13 protein-coding genes and 1 pseudogene are annotated in these 16,308 nt (G+C 72.9%); all 14 read left to right on the top strand.

The genetic code is table 11. The features are described 5' to 3' along the window. Positions 1–70: 70 nt before the first annotated feature. Positions 71–1,543, top strand: a pseudogene (locus C8D89_RS14885) (potassium/proton antiporter); the annotation flags it as partial. Between the two features lie 230 nt (positions 1,544–1,773). Then, positions 1,774–2,346: a signal peptidase II gene (lspA, locus tag C8D89_RS14880; RefSeq protein ID WP_116708913.1), complete on the top strand. Its 573-nt coding sequence runs from the start codon at positions 1,774–1,776 to the stop codon at positions 2,344–2,346. After that, positions 2,343–3,278 carry an RluA family pseudouridine synthase gene (locus C8D89_RS14875; protein ID WP_243418114.1) on the top strand — a complete coding sequence of 312 codons (936 nt, stop codon included), beginning with the start codon at positions 2,343–2,345 and terminating at the stop codon, positions 3,276–3,278. Before lspA ends, C8D89_RS14875 begins: the two co-directional genes overlap by 4 nt. A 59-nt stretch (positions 3,279–3,337) precedes the next feature. Further along, on the top strand, positions 3,338–4,033 hold the full coding sequence (locus tag C8D89_RS14870; protein ID WP_116708912.1) for a hypothetical protein: 696 nt from the start codon (positions 3,338–3,340) through the stop codon (positions 4,031–4,033). 166 nt (positions 4,034–4,199) lie between these two features. Next, positions 4,200–5,510 (top strand): NAD(P)/FAD-dependent oxidoreductase, encoded by a 1,311-nt coding sequence (locus tag C8D89_RS14865; protein WP_116708911.1) that lies wholly within the window; start codon positions 4,200–4,202, stop codon positions 5,508–5,510. Between the two features lie 71 nt (positions 5,511–5,581). Continuing rightward, entirely contained in the window at positions 5,582–6,562 is a 981-nt protein-coding gene (locus C8D89_RS14860; protein WP_116708910.1) for a malate dehydrogenase, read from the top strand. Positions 6,563–6,623: 61 nt separating this feature from the next. Then, positions 6,624–7,004 carry a cupin domain-containing protein gene (locus C8D89_RS14855; protein ID WP_207787230.1) on the top strand — a complete coding sequence of 127 codons (381 nt, stop codon included), beginning with the start codon at positions 6,624–6,626 and terminating at the stop codon, positions 7,002–7,004. 33 nt (positions 7,005–7,037) lie between these two features. Continuing rightward, positions 7,038–7,880: a 4-hydroxy-tetrahydrodipicolinate synthase gene (dapA, locus tag C8D89_RS14850; protein ID WP_116708909.1), complete on the top strand. Its 843-nt coding sequence runs from the start codon at positions 7,038–7,040 to the stop codon at positions 7,878–7,880. Between the two features lie 58 nt (positions 7,881–7,938). Next, the gene (locus C8D89_RS14845; protein ID WP_133251917.1) at positions 7,939–8,658 is read left to right on the top strand and encodes a hypothetical protein; all 720 of its coding nucleotides are present in this window, start codon (positions 7,939–7,941) and stop codon (positions 8,656–8,658) included. Between the two features lie 449 nt (positions 8,659–9,107). Next, a complete protein-coding gene (dnaE, locus tag C8D89_RS14840; protein WP_116708907.1) occupies positions 9,108–12,638 on the top strand; it encodes a DNA polymerase III subunit alpha in 3,531 nt (1,176 codons plus the stop codon). Between the two features lie 19 nt (positions 12,639–12,657). Then, positions 12,658–13,044, top strand: a complete 387-nt coding sequence (locus tag C8D89_RS14835; RefSeq protein WP_116708906.1) for a VOC family protein — start codon at positions 12,658–12,660, stop codon at positions 13,042–13,044. 73 nt (positions 13,045–13,117) lie between these two features. Beyond that, positions 13,118–13,978, top strand: coding sequence for a class II aldolase/adducin family protein (locus C8D89_RS14830; RefSeq protein ID WP_423717038.1), 861 nt, complete (start codon positions 13,118–13,120; stop codon positions 13,976–13,978). A gap of 18 nt (positions 13,979–13,996) precedes the next feature. Further along, positions 13,997–14,851 carry an amidohydrolase family protein gene (locus tag C8D89_RS14825; protein ID WP_116708905.1) on the top strand — a complete coding sequence of 285 codons (855 nt, stop codon included), beginning with the start codon at positions 13,997–13,999 and terminating at the stop codon, positions 14,849–14,851. A 39-nt stretch (positions 14,852–14,890) separates the two neighbouring features. Continuing rightward, entirely contained in the window at positions 14,891–16,306 is a 1,416-nt protein-coding gene (locus C8D89_RS14820) for an NAD-dependent succinate-semialdehyde dehydrogenase (RefSeq protein ID WP_116708904.1), read from the top strand. Positions 16,307–16,308 lie beyond the last annotated feature (2 nt).

The following is a 16,308-nucleotide window of genomic DNA, read 5'->3' as shown; positions in this document are numbered from 1 at the left end:
ATCCAGGGCGTTCCCGGGCGCCGACGGTCGCTAGGGTCGTCCCCTCCGTGGGCTGGAGGGGGTGCGAGGCGTGGACCAGCTGCCCCTCCTGCTCGGGGCCGGCGCGGCGGTCGTGCTCGTCGCCGTGCTCGCGGTCCGGCTCTCCACGCGGGTCGGGCTCCCGTCGCTGCTGATCTACCTCGCGATCGGCGTCGCGCTCGGCGAGTCGGGCCTGGGCATCGAGTTCGACGACGCCGCGCTCACGCAGGCGCTCGGGATCGCGGCGCTCGTGCTGATCCTCGCCGACGGCGGGCTCTCCACCCGCTGGTCGACGGTGCGTCCGGCGCTCGGGCTGGGTGTCGCGCTCTCGACCGTGGCCGTGGCGGTGAGCATCGGCGTCACCGGGCTCGCGCTCTGGGCGCTGCTCGGTCTCGACGCGCGGATCGCGTTCCTCTGGGGCGCGGTGCTGTCGTCGACCGACGCGGCCGCGGTGTTCAGCGTGCTGCGCAACATGGGCCTCGGCGGGCGCCTGGTCGGCTCGCTCGAGCTCGAGTCGGGGCTCAACGACGCCCCGGTCTTCCTCGCCGTCGTGCTGCTGTCGTCCACCGCTGCACTGAGCTGGCTCGACCCCCTGCTCGTGGTCTACGAGCTCGTCCTCGGCGCGCTGATCGGCATCGTGCTCGGGCGGCTCGGGGCGGCGGGGCTGCGGCGGGCGGCGCTCCCCGCGACAGGGCTCTACCCCCTCGCCACGCTCGCGGTCTGCATCGTCGCGTACGCCTCCGCGCAGCTCGCGCACGCCTCGGGCCTGCTCGCCACCTACGTCGCCGCGCTCGTGCTCGGCAACTCCACGCTCCCGCACCGCGAGGGCACCCGCTCGTTCGCCGAGGGCCTGGGCTGGCTCGCCCAGATCGGGCTCTTCGTGCTGCTCGGGCTCTACGTCTCCCCGGGACGTCTCGGCGAGGCGCTCGTGCCCGGCCTCATCGCCGGCGCGGTGCTGGTGTTCGCGGCGCGGCCGCTGTCGGTCGTCGCGGCGGCGATCGGCTTCCGCGTGCCCTGGCGCGAGCAGGTGTTCCTGTCCTGGGCGGGGCTGCGCGGCGCCGTACCCATCGTGCTCGCCCTCGTCCCGCTGACCGAGGGCGTCCCGGGCGCGGGCCGGCTCGTCGACGTGGTCTTCGTGCTCGTCGTGGTGCTCGTTCTCGTGCAGGGCACGACGCTGCCGCTGGTCGCGCGCACCCTCGGGCTGGCGGGCGACTCGCGGGTCGAGCAGATCGAGGTCGACGCCGCGCCCCTGGAGAGCCTGCGCGCCGACCTGCTGCAGATGACCGTGCCCGAGGGCTCGCGCCTCCACGGCGTCTACGTCCGTGAGCTGCGGCTGCCCGAGGGCTCGGGGCTGAGCCTTGTCGTCCGTGGCGGCACGAGCTTCACCCCGCAGGGCGAGAGCCGGATCCAGGAGGGCGACCAGCTCCTCGTCGTCACCACGGAGACCGCACGGGAGGCGGCGGAGGAGCGACTGCGCTCCGTCGACCGGTCGGGGCGGCTGGCCCGCTGGCACGGCGACACCGGCGGGACGCCCGCGCTGCGGGGGTCGTCGCGGGCGACGCCCCGCCCCGCGCCGGTCCGTGACGACGGCCCGACCGTCACGGGGCCGCGGCCACCCGCCCCGCCCGCCGTCGAGCGCCGCCCCCCGCCTCGCCGGACCGGCGACGGCACGGACGAGGGGAGCGTGGACGACACCGCATCCCGTCCGGCGGGCGGGGCGGCGGACGAGGACTCGGGAGCTGGGACGATGGGACGGTGAGCAGCGCACCCACCGAGCCGGAGAGCGGATCGGACAGTGGGCCCGACCGTGACACGGCGCCTCCCGCCGAGCAGCCCCCGAAGCAGCTCGGCCTGCTCGTCGCCATCGCGGCCGTCGTGATCGTCCTCGACCTCGTCACCAAGATCGTCATGGTGTCCTGGTTGCGCGACGGCGAGCGCGTGCCGCTGATCGGCGACCTGGTCTCCTTCACGCTCGTCCGCAACCCCGGCGCCGCGTTCTCGCTGGCCACCGGCCTGACCTGGGTGCTGACCCTGGTGGCGCTGGCCGTGGTCGTCGGCATCGTGCGGTTCGCCCGGCGGCTGCGCTCGCGGGGCTGGGCGCTGGCGCTGGGCCTGGTGCTCGGCGGGGCCCTGGGCAACCTCGTCGACCGCTTCTTCCGCGGTCCCGGACCGCTGCAGGGCCACGTCGTCGACTTCGTCTCGGTGGGCTGGTTCCCGGTGTTCAACGTCGCCGACTCGGCGATCACCGTCGGCGGGGTCGTCCTCGTGCTGCTCGCGCTGCTGGGCCGCGACCTCGACGGGACGCGGGCGGGGGAGGAGCGCCCGTGAGCCTGCGCACCCTGCCCGTGCCCGACGGCCTCGACGGGATGCGCCTCGACGCGGGGCTCTCGCGGATGCTCGGCCTGTCCCGCACGGTCGTGGCCGAGCTCGCCGCCGACGGGGCGGTGCGCGTCGACGGGGTGGCGGCCGGCAAGTCCGACCGGCTCGTGGCGGGCGCCTGGCTCGAGGTCGAGCTGCCCGAGCCGGCGGAGGCGGGCGGGGGCGGCATCATCACGGCGGAGGCCGTCGAGGGCCTCGTGGTGCTGCACGAGGACGACGAGATCGTCGTCGTCGACAAGCCCGTCGGCGTGGCCGTGCACCCGAGCCCGGGCTGGGCGGGCCCCACGGTCGTCGCCGGGCTCGCGGCGCTGGGCATCCGGATCGCCACGAGCGGGGCGGCCGAGCGCCAGGGCGTCGTGCACCGCCTCGACGCCGGCACCACCGGCGTCATGGTGGTGGCCAAGTCCGAGCGGGCCTACTCGGTGCTGAAGGCGGCCTTCCGCGAGCGGACCGTGGCGAAGGTCTACCTCGCGGTCGTCCAGGGCCACCCGGACCCGAGCGAGGGCACGATCGATGCCCCCATCGACCGTCACCCGAAGCAGGACTGGAAGTTCGCCGTCGTCCGCGACGGGCGGCCCAGCGTCACGCACTACCGCACGGTGGAGGCGTTCCGGGCCGCGTCGCTGCTCGAGGTGGAGCTGGAGACCGGGCGGACCCACCAGATCCGCGTGCACTTCTCCGCGGTGCGCCACCCCTGCGTCGGCGACCTCACCTATGGCGCCGATCCCGTGCTCGCCCGGCAGCTGGGCCTGACCCGCCAGTGGCTGCACGCCCACCGCCTCGGCTTCCACCACCCCGCCGACGGGCGCTGGGTGGAGTACACCAGCGAGCCTCCCGCCGACCTGGCGACGGCCCTGGAGAACCTGCGGGCGGCGAGCTGACCACGCCCGACGAGCCCGACGACGAGGACGACGACGGGCCCCTGCTGCGATGGCCGACCGTGGCGGTCGTGCTGGCCGTCGTCCTCGTGGTGGCGCTGGCGACCGCGTGGGTGGCCGGGTCCTCGAGCGCGCCGGGGGAGGGGACGGGCAGCACCGACGCGACCCGGTTGGGTCCCGGGGCCGGCGAGACCGTCGCGGGCTACCTGGGACGCGCCCGCACCGTGCCGCCGGGCCCGCCCGGGCCGCGGCCGGCGCTGGTGGCGTTCACGACCGGGCAGGACCCGGCCGGCGCCGCCGCGGCGCTCGCGGGAGTCGGTGTCCGGGAGGCGGTCTTCCGGGTGCCGCTGCCGCGGGTGCAGACCGCGTTGCGTCGCGTCTCGGTGGACGACACCGGCGCCGTCGACCTCGCGACCGCGCTGCGCCTCGCCGAGACCCAGGCGGCCAACCGGGCGGGCGAGCTGGCCCGCACGGGGCAGGGCCGGCCGGCGACGGTGGCCGCCACCGAATCCGCGCGGTTGGCGGCGGGCTGCGCGTGCATCGTGGCCGCCGTCGTCGAGATCGATCCGGCCGGTCGGCCCGGGGTACCCGCGCTCACGGCCCGGCCGGGCGTGCGTGCCGTCGAGGTGGCCCCGCCCGGGGCGCGCATCGGTGCGCTCGCGGTGTCGCCGCTGCTCCCCGAGCAGACCGACGACGGGCGCGACCCGCCGGAGACCGTCGGTCCCGTCCCCGACGACGGCCCGGTGCCCCCGCCGTGAGGGCTGTGAGGGTGCCGACAGGTGACGCACCGTCGTGAGCCCCACCGGGCGGCGTGCGGGAGGACGATGCGGGGTAGGTCCCCCATGACCCGCTCGTCGGCTCCGGGGCCGGGACGCGACGTCCCGGCCGGCGCCGACGGGCCCCACGTGAGAGGAGTGCGGCCCCATGAGCGCCGATCCGTCACCCCGGGGCGAGCCCGCGGGGACGTCGATCACGGACGCCGACCCGCGGCCCCACGTCGTCGTGCTCGGTGCCGGCTTCGCCGGCCTCGCCGCCGTCCGCGCCCTGCGGGGCGCGCCGGTGCGCACCACGCTGGTCGACCGGCACAGCTACAGCACGTTCCAGCCCCTGCTCTACCAGGTGGCCACCGGGGCGCTGAACCCCGGCGACATCACCTACGGCGCCCGGGGCTTCGCGGCCCACACGGGAGCCTCGTTCCGCAAGGGCGAGGTCGAGACCGTCGACCCCGAGACCCGGACGATCACCCTCGACGTCGGCCCCGACCTGCACTACGACTACCTGGTCATCGCCAACGGCGTCACCACCAACTACTTCGGGGTGCCCGGCGCGGCGGAGAACGCCTACCCGATCTACACGCGCGCCGAGGCGCTGGCGGTGCGCGACCGGATGACGGGCTACCTCGAGCGGATCGCGGCCACCGGCGAGCGCCGCGGCGCGTCGGTGGTGGTCGTGGGCGGCGGCGCCACCGGCGTCGAGATGGCCGGCACGCTGGCCGAGCTGCGCAACTCGGTGCTGCCCGACCGCTACCCCGAGCTCGACCCGTCCGAGGTCAACGTCGTGCTCGTGGAGATGACCGACAAGATCCTCCCGCCGTTCGCGCCGAAGCTGCGGGAGTACGCCTCGGAGCAGCTGCGCGCCCGCGGGGTGGAGCTGCGCCTGGAGACGGCGGTCCAGGAGGTCAAGCCCGGCTCGGTCGTCCTCGCCGACGGCAGCGAGATCGAGGCGCAGATGACCATCTGGGCCACCGGCGTCGCGGCGCACGACGAGGTGGGCAAGTGGGGCCTGCGCCAGGGGCGCGGCGGGCGCATCGTCGTCGGCGGCGACCTGCGGGTCCCCGAGCACCCCGAGATCCTCGTGGCCGGCGACGTCGGGGTCATCGAGGACGACCCGCTGCCCCAGCTCGCGCAGCCGGCGCTGCAGACCGGGCAGCACGCCGGACGCACCATCCGCCGGCTCGTGGCGGGGCAGCCCACCGAGCGCTTCCGCTACAAGGACAAGGGCACGATGGCCACGATCGGCCGCGGCTCGGCGATCGCCGACATCGCGCACGGACCCAAGCTCACCGGGGTCCTGGCCTGGCTGATCTGGATGTTCGTGCACATCTTCGCGCTCCTGGGCAACCGCAACCGGATCCTCGTGTCGCTCGGCCTGACCTTCCGCTACCTCGCGCAGCGGCGGGGCGTGATGGTGGTCGGCGACCCGGAGGACCGCGCGCCGTCACGACGGCCCGCCTGACCGTGGGCCGCGGTGACCTGCAAGGCTCCGCCGCGGCGATCACCACCCGACCGAGAGGAAGCAGAGCACCGATGGCGACCACACCCGTCAACGTCACCGTCACCGGCGCGGCCGGACAGATCGGCTACGCGCTGCTCTTCCGCATCGCCGCCGGCGACCTCCTGGGCGACGACGTCCCGGTGCGGCTGCGCCTGCTCGAGATCCCGCAGGCGGTGAAGGCCGCCGAGGGCACCGCCCTCGAGCTGCACGACAGCGCGTTCGAGCTGCTCGACGGCATCGACGTCTACGACGACGCCCAGCAGGCGTTCGACGGCACCAACGTCGCGCTGCTGGTCGGCGCGCGCCCGCGCACACAAGGCATGGAGCGCGCCGACCTCCTCGAGGCCAACGGCGGCATCTTCAAGCCGCAGGGCGAGGCCCTCAACGGGGCGGCGGACGACGCCAAGGTGCTCGTGGTGGGCAACCCGGCCAACACCAACGCGTTGATCGCGCGGTCGAACTCCGACGTGCCCGCCGACCGTTTCACCGCGATGACCCGCCTCGACCACAACCGCGCCGTCGGCCAGCTCGCGGCGAAGTACGGGGTGCGGGTGGGCTCGGTCTCGAAGATGACGATCTGGGGCAACCACTCGGCCACCCAGTACCCCGACGTCACCTACGCCGAGATCGACGGGAAGCCGATCGGCAGCGAGGTCGACCAGTCATGGCTGACCGAGGAGTTCATCCCGCGCGTGGCCAAGCGCGGTGCCGAGATCATCGAGGTGCGCGGGGCGTCGTCCGCCGCCTCGGCGGCCGCCGCGGCGATCGACCACGTGTACACCTGGGTCAACGGCACGAAGCAGAACGACTGGACCTCGGCGGCCATCGTGTCCGACGGCTCCTACGGTGTGCCCGAGGGCCTCGTGTCCTCGTTCCCGGTGACGGCGTCGAACGGGAAGTTCGAGATCGTCCAGGGCCTGGAGATCAGCGACTTCTCCCGCGAGCGCATCGACGCGTCGGTGAACGAGCTCGCCGAGGAGCGCGAGGCGGTGCAGAAGCTGGGGCTCGTTTGAGCTTCGCTCTGGTGCGTGCTTTCCCGTGCCCTGGCGCGGGAAAGCACGCACACTCGTCGCCGTGAGCAGCGAACCCGTCGAGGTCTTCCGTGGACCGGAGCTGGCCGAGGGCGACCCAACCCCCGGGATGCAGCGGCAGGTGGCGTTCTCCTCGCAGGCGCTGTGGGCGGGCCTGGTGCACACCGAGCCCGGCGCCTCATCGGGGTGGCACCACCACGGCGAGCACGAGACCAGCCTCTACGTCGTGCGCGGCGCCATGCGCCTCGAGTTCGGCCCCGGCGGCGGCGACGCCGTCGAGGCCGGGCCCGGCGACTTCCTGCGCGTCCCCCCGCACACCGTCCACCGCGAGTCGAACCCGACGGGCGAGCGCTCGACCGCGGTCATCGGGCGCGCGGGCTCCGGTCCGCCCACGATCAACGTCGACGGACCCGACCCGGCGTAGACCCGGACCCGTGCCGTGGGGCAACCTGCAGGCATGACCCTCGGTGCCGTCCTCACCGCCATCGTCACGCCGTTCGCCGCCGACGGCTCGGTCGACGAGGCCGCGTTCGTCGACCTCATGGGCCACCTGTACGCGAACGGCTCCGACGGGCTCGTGGTGTGCGGGACGACGGGCGAGGCCTCGACGCTGTCCACCGAGGAGCACCTGCGCCTCGTCGAGCTGGCCGTCGAGCACCGCCCGGCCGGCGCCACGATCGTCGCCTCCACCGGCTCGAACGACACCCGCCACGCCTGCGAGATGACCGAGCGGGCCACGGAGCTCGGCGCCGACGCGATCCTGTCGGTGACGCCGTACTACAACAAGCCCAACCGGCGGGGCGTGCTCGCGCACTACCGCGAGGTCGCGCGCGCCACCGACAAGCCCGTGGTGCTCTACAACATCCCTTCCCGGGTGGTGGTCGACCTGCCCAACGACCTGCTCGCCGAGCTCGCCCAGATCGAGCGGATCGACTACGTCAAGCAGGCCAACAACGCGAACCTGGCGCCGGTCGACGGGCTGGGCGTCTACGCGGGCAACGACGACCTGTTCGGCTCCGTGCTCGCGATGGGCGGCTGCGGCGGCATCCTCGTCGCCAGTCACGTCGTGGGCCCCGAGATGCGCCGGATGGTCGACGAGCCCGACCAGCGCGCCGAGATCGAGGCCGCGCTCAAGCCGGTCTTCGATGCCCTGGGCGTGACCACCAACCCCATCCCCGTGAAGGCGGCGCTCGAGCTCCTCGGCCACCGCGTCGGGGGCCTGCGCCTGCCGCTCGTCGAGGCCGACGAGCACGAGCGCGAGGTCGTCCGCGCGGCGCTGGCGGGCGTCGGGTTGCTGTAGGGGCGCTGTCGGGGGTGTGGCGCATCCTCCGGACTCGGGACGACCCCGAGGAGGAGCGATGGGCAGGCGCAGGCGGGACGAGCGGCGGACGGCGGCGGCACGCAGGAGGCGCCGCAGGGTGGCGGCGCGGCCGCCGCGGGGGGCGCGTCGCGGGCGTGCGTCGACGGTCGCGCGGCGCCGGGACGGCGGTGGTGCCGCGCCGGGGCTGGGTGCGCTCCTGGACGGGATCGTCGGGGGTCTCGACGACGACGCGTGGGAGGACGAGGCCGACGACGCGTGGGACGACTCGGACGAGGACGACTGGGACGACTCGGACGACTCGGACGACTCGGACGAGGACTTCGAGCTGCTCCGGGATTGGGTGCGCGTCGTGCTGGGGGAGACGGTCGACCAGCGTGACGGCGAGATCGCCCGCGCGTTCGTCACCGGGCTGCGCCGCCCTCCGGCGCTCGCGGACCTCTTCCCGGGGCCCTCACAGGACCGCGTCCTGGTCGATCTCGTCGTCGACTCGTGGCTGGGGAAGGCACGGCGGAGGCATCCGGACGAGGACCTGGCGCGCCGGGCCGTCGCGTGGGTCCGCGAGGTGCTCGGCGAGAGCGGTCCGGTCGTGGAGGACGCCGCGCGCGTGCTTTGGTCGTCGGGCGCCGAGGTGCTCCGGGAGGACTTCCTCCGGACCCCGGACGACGTGCTCGTTGCCCGCCTCTGGCTGCTGGCCGCGGTCCTGGCGCTCGCGCCCGTCGACGACGCGGTGCGGTGCGAGGTCCTCCACGGGCGGTGACCGCGTCGGCGGTGACGGACGAGGCCGGCGCGGCGGGCCGCGCCGACGCGAGGGGCACGTCGCGCATGATCCACAGGCTCGGCGACCTGCCGGACGTGCCCCTCGCGAGCCCGACGACGGGCCCGCGGACACCGGCGGCACCCTCGCCGACTCCGCCCGTGATCAACGCGGCGTTCCTGGCGCCTGACGCCAGCAAAGCCGCATTGCTCGCGCACGGAGTGCGCCGACCCCGGGGCTCGTGTGACGGTTGGGGCGGGCGGGGCGGGGCCCGGATCCGGGCGACACGCCGAGGGTCCGGACACGACCAGCGACGACGATCGAGCGTCGCGGGGAGGGGCGGCGCTGTCGGGGGGCGCGGATACGCTGGACCCGCTCCCGCCGACCCCCGTCCCGCCTGCCGGGGCGGCTCGGCGGCACCCGATCCCGGCGCTTCGAGGAGGTCCCGCGACGTGACCGGCGACTCGTTCGTCCACCTGCACACGCACACCGAGTTCTCGATGCTCGACGGTGCCGCGCGGTTGGACGACCTGTTCGCCGAGGCCGCGCGCATGGGCATGCCGGCCCTGGCGATGACCGACCACGGCAACACGTTCGGCGCCTACGAGTTCTGGAAGAAGTCGCAGGCCCACGGGGTCAAGCCGATCATCGGCATGGAGGGCTACCTCGCGCCGGGCAGCCGCCACGAGCGCAAGCGGGCCACGCTCGGCGGGCAGGTCGTCTCGGACGACAACCCGGGCGAGATGTACACCCACATGACGCTGCTGGCCGAGAACACCGAGGGGATGCACAACCTCTTCCGGCTCTCGAGCCTCGCCAGCCTCGAGGGCTACTACTACAAGCCGCGCATGGACCGCGAGCTGCTCGAGACCTACGGCAAGGGCATCATCGCGACCACCGGGTGCCCGTCGGGCGAGGTCCAGCGCCTGCTCCAGCGCGGCGACTTCGACGGTGCCTGCCAGGCCGCGAGCGACTACCGCGACATCTTCGGCGAGGACAACTTCTTCTGCGAGCTGATGGACCACGGCATCGAGATCGAGCGCCGGGTCCGGGACGACCTCTACGACCTCAAGAAGAAGCTCGACCTGCCGGGCCTGGCGACCAACGACCTGCACTACACCTACGCCAAGGACGCCAAGCCGCACGAGGTGCTGCTGTGCGTGCAGACCGGCAAGACGATGAACGACCCGAACCGCTTCCGGTTCGACGCCCAGGACTTCTACCTCAAGAGCGCCCAGGAGATGCGCGCCCAGTGGGACGGCGTCTTCCCCGAGGCGTGCGACAACACCCTGGCCGTGGCCGAGCGGGTCGACGTCGAGTTCGTCGAGGGCCGCGACCTCATGCCGCGCGCGCCCGTCCCCGAGGGCGAGACCGAGGCGAGCTGGCTGGTCAAGGAGGTCGAGCGCGGGCTCAACCAGCGCTTCGGTGGGCAGGTCCCCGACGGCCACCGCAAGCAGGCCGCCTACGAGATCGACGTCATCTGCCAGAAGGGCTACCCCGGCTACTTCCTGGTGACGGCCGACCTCGTGCAGCACGCCAAGTCGGTGGGCATCCGCGTCGGACCCGGCCGTGGCAGCGCCGCCGGCTGCCTCATCGCCTACGCGCTGGGCATCACCGACCTCGACCCGGTGAAGCACAACCTGATCTTCGAGCGGTTCCTCAACCCGGAGCGCAAGTCGATGCCCGACATCGACCTCGACTTCGACGAGCGCCGGCGCGGCGAGATGATCCGGTACGTCACCGAGAAGTACGGCGAGGACCGCATCGCCCAGATCATCACCTACTCGACGATCAAGGCGAAGGCCGCGATCAAGGACTCGGCGCGGGTGCTCTACGGCCAGCCCGGCTACGCGGTGGCCGACCGCATCTCCAAGGCCATGCCGCCGGCGGTCATGGGCAAGGACATCCCGCTCTCGGGCATCTTCGACCCGGGGCACAAGCGCTACTCCGAGGCCACCGAGGTCCGCGCCCTCTACGAGGCCGACCCGCAGGTCAAGGAGATCGTCGACACCGCCCGCGACCTCGAGGGCCTCAAGCGCCAGTGGGGCGTCCACGCCGCCGGCGTGATCATGTCGAGCACCCCGCTGATCGACGTCATCCCGATCCAGCGCCGCGAGGCCGACGGGGCGATCATCACGCAGTTCGACATGGGCGTCTGCGAGACGCTCGGGCTGCTGAAGATGGACTTCCTGGGCCTGCGCAACCTCACGGTCATCGACGACGCGCTGCACAACATCGAGCTCAACGGCAAGCCGCCGCTCGACCTCGACCACCTGGGCCTCGACGACACCCTGGCCTACGAGCTGCTGGCCCGCGGCGACACGCTCGGCGTCTTCCAGCTCGACGGCGGCCCGATGCGCGACCTCCTGCGCCGCATGGTGCCGACGACGTTCGAGGACATCTCCGCGGTCCTCGCGCTCTACCGGCCCGGTCCGATGGGCGCCAACGCCCACAACGACTACGCCGACCGCAAGAACGGCCGGCAGGAGATCAAGCCCATCCACCCGGAGCTGGCGGAGCCGCTGGCCGAGATCCTGGGCGAGACGTTCGGCCTGATCGTCTACCAGGAGCAGGTCATGGCGATCGCCCAGCAGCTCGCGGGCTACTCGCTCGGCGCCGCCGACCTGCTGCGCCGCGCGATGGGCAAGAAGAAGAAGGAGATCCTCGACAAGGAGTTCGTGCCCTTCTCCGAGGGCATGAAGGCCAACGGCTACTCGCAGCAGGCGATCCAGACGCTGTGGGACATCCTCGTCCCCTTCTCCGACTACGCCTTCAACCGCGCGCACACCGCGGGCTACGGCCTCGTGTCGTACTGGACGGCCTACCTCAAGGCGAACTACCCCGCCGAGTACATGGCCGCGCTGCTCACCAGCGTGCGCGACGACAAGGACAAGGCGGCCGTCTACCTCGCCGAGTGCCGCAAGATCGGCATCACGGTGCTGCCGCCCGACGTCAACGACTCGGTGCGCGACTTCGCCCCGGTGGGTGCCGACATCCGCTTCGGCCTCGGCGCCATCCGCAACGTCGGCACCAACGTCGTCGACGCCATCGTCGAGGCGCGCCGTGAGAAGGGCGCCTACACCGACTTCTCCGACTTCCTGCGCAAGGTCCCGCAGCAGGTCTGCAACAAGAAGACGGTCGAGTCGCTGATCAAAGCCGGCGCCTTCGACTCGTTGGGCCATCCCCGCAAGGGCCTCGCGCTGGTGCACGCCGAGGCCGTCGACGCCGTGATGACCACGAAGAAGGCCGAGGCCGACGGCCAGTTCGACCTCTTCGGGAGCTTCGACGGGCCGGACGAGGCGGACACGACCGGGATGTTCGACGTCAAGGTGCCCGAGGGGGAGTGGGAGCCGAAGCACCGCCTCGCCCTCGAGCGGGAGATGCTCGGCCTCTACGTCTCGGGCCACCCGCTCAACGGCATCGAGCAGGTCCTCGCCAGCCGCGCCGACACCCCGATCACCAAGATCCTCGAGGGCGACGTGGCCGAGGGCGCCACGGTCACGGTCGGCGGCATCCTCGCCACGGTCACCCGGCGGGTGAACAAGAAGGGCGAGCCCTGGGCGTCGGCCCAGATCGAGGACCTGGCCGGCGGCATCGAGGTGCTGTTCTTCCCGCGCACCTACGCCGCGGTGTCGATCGACGTCGCCGAGGACGCGATCGTGCTGGTCAAGGGCAAGGTCAACAAGCGCGACGACCGCGTGAGCCTGTTCGTCGAGGACCTCGCGGTGCCCGACCTGTCGGGGGGCGTTGGCGGCGCGCCGGTCAAGGTCGTCATCGAGAGCGCCCGGTGCACGCCCGAGCGGGTCGGCAAGCTCAAGGAGGTCCTCGTCGCCCACCCGGGCCCGAGCGAGGTCCACCTGACGCTGCTCGCCGCCAACGGGGCGAGCCACGTGCTGCGCCTCGACGACGGGCTCAAGGTCACCAACTCGGGCGCGCTCATGGGTGACCTCAAGGCCCTGCTCGGGCCACGCTGTCTGGGTTGAGCACGCGGGAGGAGCGGTGATGAGCGGTCGGGTGGTGCACTTCGAGGTCCCGTTCGACGACGGCGAGCGCGCGCAGGCGTTCTACGGGTCGGTCTTCCGGTGGACCCTGCAGGCGATGCCGGAGATGGACTACACGATCGCGCTGAGCGGCCCCGTGTCCGCGGACGGGGCGCCGAGCGAGGCCGGGTACATCAACGGCGGCATGTTCCGCCGCGGCGACACCGAGCCCCGCAGCCCGGTCATCGTCGTCGACGTCGCGAGCATCGACGAGACGCTCGAGCGGGTGGCCGAGTTCGGTGGCGAGGTCCTGGGCGCCAAGCAGCCGGTGGGCGAGATGGGCTTCGCCGCGTACTTCCGTGACACCGAGGGCAACGTGGTCGGGCTGTGGGAGACGGCGGGCGGGTGACGGCGTGGTCGGCTCCGCCGCCTCGTCGCGGCGGCTCTTGACCGGGACATGTGGCGCGGCGCACGGTCGAGGCATGGCCGCGCCCGTGCACGACGCCCGCAACGCCCCGATCGACGGTGACGCGATCGACGGCGACCCGATCGACGACATGCCCGGCTTCCGTCCCGCTCAGCAGGGCATCCGGATGCCGCAGCCGCCCACTCACTCGACGAGTGCCGAGGAGCGGCTGCACCGCAAGCAGCAGTTGGCGGGCGCGTTCCGCATCTTCGGCCGGTTCGGGTTCGGCGAGGGCATCGCGGGACACATCACCGTGCGTGACCCCGAGGACCCGCACCTGTTCTGGGTCAACCCGTTCGGGATGAGCTTCCGGCACATCCGGGTCTCCGACCTCATCGCGGTGAACCACGACGGCGACGTCGTCCACGGCGACAGGCCGGTGAACCAGGCCGGCTTCGTCATCCACTCCGCGGTCCACGCCGCGCACCCCGACGTCGTCGCCGCCGCGCACGCGCACTCGGTGTACGGCAAGGCGTGGTCGTCGCTCGGGCGCCCGCTCGACCCGATCACGCAGGACGCGTGCACCCTCTACGAGCAGCACGGCGTGGTCAGCGACGGCCGCGGCGCGGTGGTGCTCGACCCCGAGGTCGGGCGCGCGCTCGCGGCCGGGCTGGCCGGGCGCAAGATGGTGTTCCACCAGAACCACGGCATCTTCACCGTCGGGCAGACGGTCGCCGAGGCGGCGTGGTGGTTCGTCAACACCGAGCGCAACTGCCAGGCCCAGCTGCTCGCCGAGGCCGCGGGCACGCCGACGCAGATCGACCACGTCAACGCGAAGTTCACCGCCGAGCAGACGGGCACCGCCTACGCCGGCTGGTTCTCGTTCCAGCCGCTGTGGGACGAGGTCGTGCGCACCGACCCGGATCTGTTCGACTGACCCGGTAGCGTCCGGGCGGTGATCGTCGACGCCCACGTCCACGTCGCCCACCTCGCCCGGCTCAAGGTGCCGTGGGAGCAGTGGATCGGGCCGGCGGGGCCGGTCGACGAGTGGGCGGCCTGCTACGACAGCGACGGCGCGGCGATCCCCGAGAAGGTGTCGGGGTTCTTCGCCGCGGCCGGCGTCGACCGCGTGCTGCTGTTCTGCGAGTACTCGCCGAAGGCCACGGGCTGGCAGACGGTCGAGGACATGCTGCCGCTGGTCGACGCCGACGCCGAACGCTTCCGCATCGTCGCCAACGTCAACCCGCACGTGCACCACCCGGTGGCCCGGGAGGTCGACCGCCAGCTCGACCTCGGGGCGGTGGCGCTCAAGGTGCACCCGGTGCACGCCGGGATCGCGCCGAACGACGCCCAGCTCTACCCGGCGTACGCCCGGTGCCTCGAGCGGGGCGTGCCGGTCATCGTGCACACCGGCCCGTCGAACTTCCCCGGCGCCACCGCCCGGTACGGCGACCCGGTGCTGCTCGACGACGTGCTGCGCGACTTCCCGGGGCTGACGGTCGTGCTCGCGCACGGCGGGCGCGGCTGGAGCTACGAGGCGGCCGCGTCGCTGGCGCTGACCCGCGACGACCTGTGGCTCGACCTCGCGGGCCTGCCGCCGCGCAAGCTGCCCTCCTACTACGAGCGCTTCGGGTTCGAGCGCGTGGCGCCCAAGGCGATCTTCGGCACCGACTCGCCGGCCGCCCACCCCGCGCGCAACATCGCCGCCGTCCGCGCCCTCGGGCTCGACGACGAGTTGACCGCTGGCGTGCTCGGCGAGCACGCCCGTCGCGTCTACCCGGGCCTGGACATCCCGCCGCAACGGGTCTGACCGCGTGTTCGGCGGGCGGCCCGTCGGGTAGTCCGGGGTATGGCCATCGCGACGATCAATCCTGCGACGGGGGAGACGGTCAAGGAGTTCGACTCCCTCACCTCCGAGCAGCTGGAGGAGAAGCTCCAGCGGGCCTGGGACACGTTCCAGACCTACCGCGACACCACCTTCGAGCAGCGCTCCCGGTGGCTGCGCGCCGCGGCCGACATCTTCGACGCGGAGAACGAGCGGCTGGCCGAGCTCGCGACCCTCGAGATGGGCAAGACCTTCGCCGCGGCCAAGGCCGAGGTGACGAAATGCGCCCTGGGGTGCCGCTGGTACGCCGACCACGCCGCCGAGGACCTCGCCGACGTCGAGTGGCCGAAGCCGGCGAACGCGCCGGAGGACGCGCGGATCCTCACGCGCTATCAGCCGCTCGGGCCGGTCCTGGCGATCATGCCGTGGAACTTCCCGTTCTGGCAGGTGCTGCGCTTCGCCGCGCCGGCGCTCATGGCCGGCAACGTGGGCCTGCTCAAGCACGCGTCGAACGTGCCGCAGGTGGCCATGGCCATCGAGGACGTGCTGACCCGCGCAGGCTTCCCGGACGGCGCGTTCCAGACGCTGCTCGTCGGCTCCTCGGTCATCGAGGGGATCATCGACGACCCGCGCGTGCGGGCCGTGACGCTCACCGGCAGCGAGCCCGCGGGCCGGGAGGTCGGCGCCCGAGCCGGGCAGAACGTCAAGACCAGCGTGCTCGAGCTGGGTGGCAGCGACCCGTTCATCGTCATGCCGTCGGCCGACCTGGACTCCACCGTCACCGCCGCGGTGTCGAGCCGGATGCTCAACAACGGACAGTCCTGCATCAACGCCAAGCGGTTCATCGTCCACCAGGACATCGCCGACGAGTTCACGCAGAAGCTCGTGCAGAAGATGGAGTCGCTGACCATCGGTGACCCGATGGACTCCGGCACCGACCTCGGGCCGATGTCGCAGGGCAACGGCGTCACCGACCTCGACGAGCAGGTCCAAGACTCGATCAAGGCGGGCGCGCGGCTGCTCACCGGCGGCGAACGCCTCGACCGGCCCGGCAACTGGTACCCGCCGACGGTCCTCACCGACATCCCGCGGGAGTCCCGCGCCTACTCCGAGGAGCTGTTCGGGCCGGTCGCGCTGGTGTTCCGCGCGAGGGACGCCGACGACGCGATCCGCATCGCCAACGACTCGGACTTCGGGCTGGGCGGCAGCGCCTGGACGAACGACGAGGACGAGATGTGGCGCTTCGCGAACGAGGTCGAGTCGGGCATGGTCTACATCAACAAGATCACCGAGTCGACGCCCGAGGTGCCGTTCGGCGGGGCGAAGAACTCCGGCTACGGGCGCGAGCTCGCGAGCTTCGGCCCGCAGTCGTTCGTCAACGCGAAGACCATCTGGGTCCAGGCCGGCGTCCGGCCGGAGGGCACGCCGACGGCCGAGTGACG

It is taken from the genome of Actinomycetospora cinnamomea (genome assembly GCF_003096675.1).
Classification (GTDB): Bacteria; Actinomycetota; Actinomycetes; order Mycobacteriales; family Pseudonocardiaceae; genus Actinomycetospora; species Actinomycetospora cinnamomea.
The sequence above is the reverse complement of the archived record's forward strand: the minus strand, read 5'-3'. Positions and strand labels throughout refer to the sequence as shown.

Excerpts from the sequence above, each read along its gene's own strand:
- dapA (WP_116708909.1), top strand. The coding sequence starts at position 7,038 with ATGACCCTCGGTGCCGTCCTCACCGCCATCGTCACGCCGTTCGCCGCC.
- C8D89_RS14835 (WP_116708906.1), top strand. The coding sequence starts at position 12,658 with ATGAGCGGTCGGGTGGTGCACTTCGAGGTCCCGTTCGACGACGGCGAG.
- C8D89_RS14865 (WP_116708911.1), top strand. The coding sequence starts at position 4,200 with ATGAGCGCCGATCCGTCACCCCGGGGCGAGCCCGCGGGGACGTCGATC.
- C8D89_RS14845 (WP_133251917.1), top strand. The coding sequence starts at position 7,939 with ATGGGCAGGCGCAGGCGGGACGAGCGGCGGACGGCGGCGGCACGCAGG.
- C8D89_RS14860 (WP_116708910.1), top strand. The coding sequence starts at position 5,582 with ATGGCGACCACACCCGTCAACGTCACCGTCACCGGCGCGGCCGGACAG.
- C8D89_RS14830 (WP_423717038.1), top strand. The coding sequence starts at position 13,118 with ATGGCCGCGCCCGTGCACGACGCCCGCAACGCCCCGATCGACGGTGAC.
- C8D89_RS14820 (WP_116708904.1), top strand. The coding sequence starts at position 14,891 with ATGGCCATCGCGACGATCAATCCTGCGACGGGGGAGACGGTCAAGGAG.